Annotated in this window: 2 protein-coding genes; both read right to left on the bottom strand. The window is 48.6% G+C overall.

The features are described 5' to 3' along the window. Positions 1 to 969: sodium:solute symporter family transporter (locus ACWB0I_RS03240; protein ID WP_479386599.1), on the bottom strand; the 969-nt coding region annotated here is incomplete at its 3' end. 92 nt (positions 970 to 1061) lie between these two features. Further along, positions 1062 to 3317 (bottom strand): glycoside hydrolase family 3 N-terminal domain-containing protein, encoded by a 2256-nt coding sequence (locus ACWB0I_RS03235; protein ID WP_479386598.1) that lies wholly within the window; start codon positions 3315 to 3317, stop codon positions 1062 to 1064. Positions 3318 to 3333: the final 16 nt, after the last annotated feature.

The raw sequence follows: 3333 nt of genomic DNA, 5'->3' as shown, positions 1-3333 counted from the left end.
AGCCGAATCGTAATTGATTTTATTGCCGTCCTGCAGCAAATGAAAGCCGGAATGGGGATCATGCGCCAGCACATAAGCGATTAATCCGCCAAAAATGACGATGAACGGCAAAGCCATCTTGAAAAAGGAAGCGAGGATGGGCGTCATCCGGGCGCTTCGTAAATCCTTGGCCGAAAAAGCGCGCTGAACCACCAGAAAATCGGTTGTCCAGTAACCAAACGACAGCACAAATCCCAGACCTAAAACAATACCGCCCCAGGTGATCATCATGCCGTTTTGTGAAGCAGAAGCCGAAGTGGACCAGAGGGTATTGAATGATTCTGGTACGCGAGCCAATATCTCTTCAACGCTGCCGATTTCAATTACGCCCATAATGGTAACCAGAAACAGGCCAAACCAGATGAGGAAGAACTGAATGATTTCCGTAAAAATGGCCGACATTAAACCGCTCAAACTGACGTAGACTGCCACCGTCAAAGCCGAGGCCCACATGCTGGCATGCCAACTCCAGCCTAAAAAGGTGTGCAAAACCAGGGCCATGGCGTACAAATTGATGCCCGAAACCAGCAGGGTCATGATGGCAAAAGAAATAGCATTCAAGACGCGTGTCTTTTCATCAAAGCGTAACTTTAAATAGCCTGGCACAGAACTGATTCGGCTGCTGTAGTAGAAAGGCATCATGTAAATGCCCAAAAAGAGCATGGCCGGAATGGCGCCAATCCAGTAAAAATGGGCCACAAACATGCCGTACTTGAACGTGTTTCCGGTCATGCCCATCAATTCCAGGGCGCCCAGATTGGCAGAAAGAAAGGCCAGTCCGGCCACCCAGGAATTATTCCTCCGTCCGGCAAGAAAAAAATCTTCCTGTGTTTTGGTAAATCGCTTCAAATAGAGGCCAATGCCCAGCACAAAGGCAAAATAGATGGCAATGATAACCCAATCGATAAAAGTTAATCCTATCGCACTCATGATAAAACGCTACCTCCTGTCCAATAAAATTTTCCTGAAGATAAGAGAAACCATAAAACAATGCAAACGTTAGCAGAAATTTTTCCCAATGATTATTTTTCATCAACGAGCTTGAAGGTTGCTGATTGATCTCCCACCGTAATTTTAAATTCTCCTGCTTCCACGGTCCAGCGGTTTTCTCTATTGACAAAGGCCAGATCTTCTGGCTTTAATACGAATTGCACGGTTTTCACCTGTCCTGGATCCAGCTCCACCTTTTTGAATCCTTTGAGCTCTTTAACGGGTGGCACCACCGAACGGTACAGATCACTCACAAAAAGCAGAACGCTCTCTTTACCTTTGCGCTGACCCGCATTCTGTACCTCTACACTGAGTTCTATGGGCTCGCCTTTTTTAAACTCCTTCTTATTGATTTTTAGATTTCTGTACTTAAAGACCGTGTAACTCAGTCCAAATCCAAAGGGCCATTGCGGATCGTAACGATTAACGTCAAATTCTTCGAGATAGGTGTGATCGTAACAAACCAGATGGTTGACGTGTTTTGGATAGGTAAAAGGCAGTTTGCCAGAGGGATTTACCTCTCCGAACAGCACTTCGACGATGGCATCAGAGCCGTAAGGTCCCGGCAGGTAAGCCATTACAATGCCTTTTGCTCTGGGAACAATGTCGTTGATCACGCGCGGCCGCCCTTCCACCAGCACCAGTACAATGGGTTTGCCGCTTCTGGCCAGTTGATGAATCAGCGTCCGCTGGGCCTGAGGCAATTGCAAATCATTGATATTGCCCGGCGTTTCACAATAGGTCGCCTCGCCCAGGCAGGCGACGATCACATCCACATCTCTGGCTTTTTGAACGGCCTCGTCCACATTCTTTTCTGTTTCAATATCAGCGCCCTGTACGTAAACCACGTTTTGCTCGCCCACTTTTTCGGTAATGGCCTGTAAGATGGTTTTAAAATGCGCGGGATAATAACGCTCGTCGTCTCCCTGCCAGGTGTACGTCCAGCCGCCATTTAAATAGGCTCTGGAATTGGCTGTGGGACCGGTTACCAGAATTTTAACATCTTTTTGTAAGGGCAAAATGTTATTTTCGTTTTTCAACAGAGTAATGGCTTCGCGAGCGGCGTTCAGGCTAACCCGCGCAAATTCCGGTTTGCCGATAAGATGCAGCCTTTGCGGATCGGGAAAGGGCTTTTCAAAGAGTCCCGCATAAAATTTAACGCGCAAAATGTTGGCCACCGCGTCATCAATGCGACTTTCAGGAACCTCGCCCTTTTTAACGAGCTGATAAAGATATTCGGCAAAGGAGAAATCATAGGGTACCATGCTCATATCCAGCCCGGCCAGAACGGCCATTTTCACGGCTTCCTTTGGCGAAGAAGCAACGTGGTCACGGTCGTACAACCGTTTTACATCCTCCCAATCGCTAACCACCAGGCCCTTAAAGCCCCATTCTTTCCTGAGGATCTGAGTTAACAAAAAGTGGCTGGAATGGGCCGGAATGCCATTGACTTCGCCAGAATTGATCATAACGGTGTAAACGCCGGCATCGACAGCCGTTTTAAAGGGCACCAGGAACATTTGGCGTAGCATGCGCTCGGGAATCCAGGCCGGGGTGCGATCGTGTCCGGACAGGGGAAAGCTGTAACCGGCGTAATGTTTCATGCAGGCCGCCACGCGATCGGGCCTGGAAATATCGCCATCCCCGCCCTGTAAGCCCAGGATGTAAGCTTTGCCCATTTCGCTGGTCAAATACACATCTTCCCCGTACGTTTCCCAGAAACGCGGCCATAACGGCTGACGCCCCAGGCCTAAAACGGGATTAAAATTCCAGGGAATGCCAACCGCCCTGGTCTCCAGGGCTGTAATTTCCCCTTCCTGACGGGAAAGCTGGCGGTTAAAGGTAGCGGCCATGGCAATGCTCTGCGGAAAGAGCGTGGCTTCTTTGATGTAATTCGATCCGTGAATGGCATCGATCCCGTAAAGAATGGGAATGCCCAGCCGCGTTTCCTGCGTGGCCATTTTTTGCATGACGGTAATCATTTCCAGCCAATTGCGGGCCGTATTCGCCGCGCCGCCGGTGTTTAAAATGGAACCAACGCCATAATCGACGATGGCTCGTCTTAGCTTATTAAGGTCTAACCGATTTTCAAAAGCCCCGTCCGGCCGTTTCTCTGAAACCACTTCCAGAGTAACCTGCGTCATCTGCCCCACTTTTTCTTTTAAGGTCATCTGACTGAGCAGAGCTTGAATCTTCTTTTCGATTTCATCATTGTTAGCGCTCAACAAAACGCCTCCCGCGTAAAAGGTAAACAAACAGATCGCCAGCAATAGATGTGATTTTTTCATACAATGTATCTCCTTT

The organism is Caldithrix sp., from assembly GCF_056497305.1.
The sequence above is the reverse complement of the archived record's forward strand: the minus strand, read 5'-3'. Positions and strand labels throughout refer to the sequence as shown.

Excerpts from the sequence above, each read along its gene's own strand:
- ACWB0I_RS03235 (WP_479386598.1), bottom strand. The coding sequence starts at position 3,317 with ATGAAAAAATCACATCTATTGCTGGCGATCTGTTTGTTTACCTTTTAC.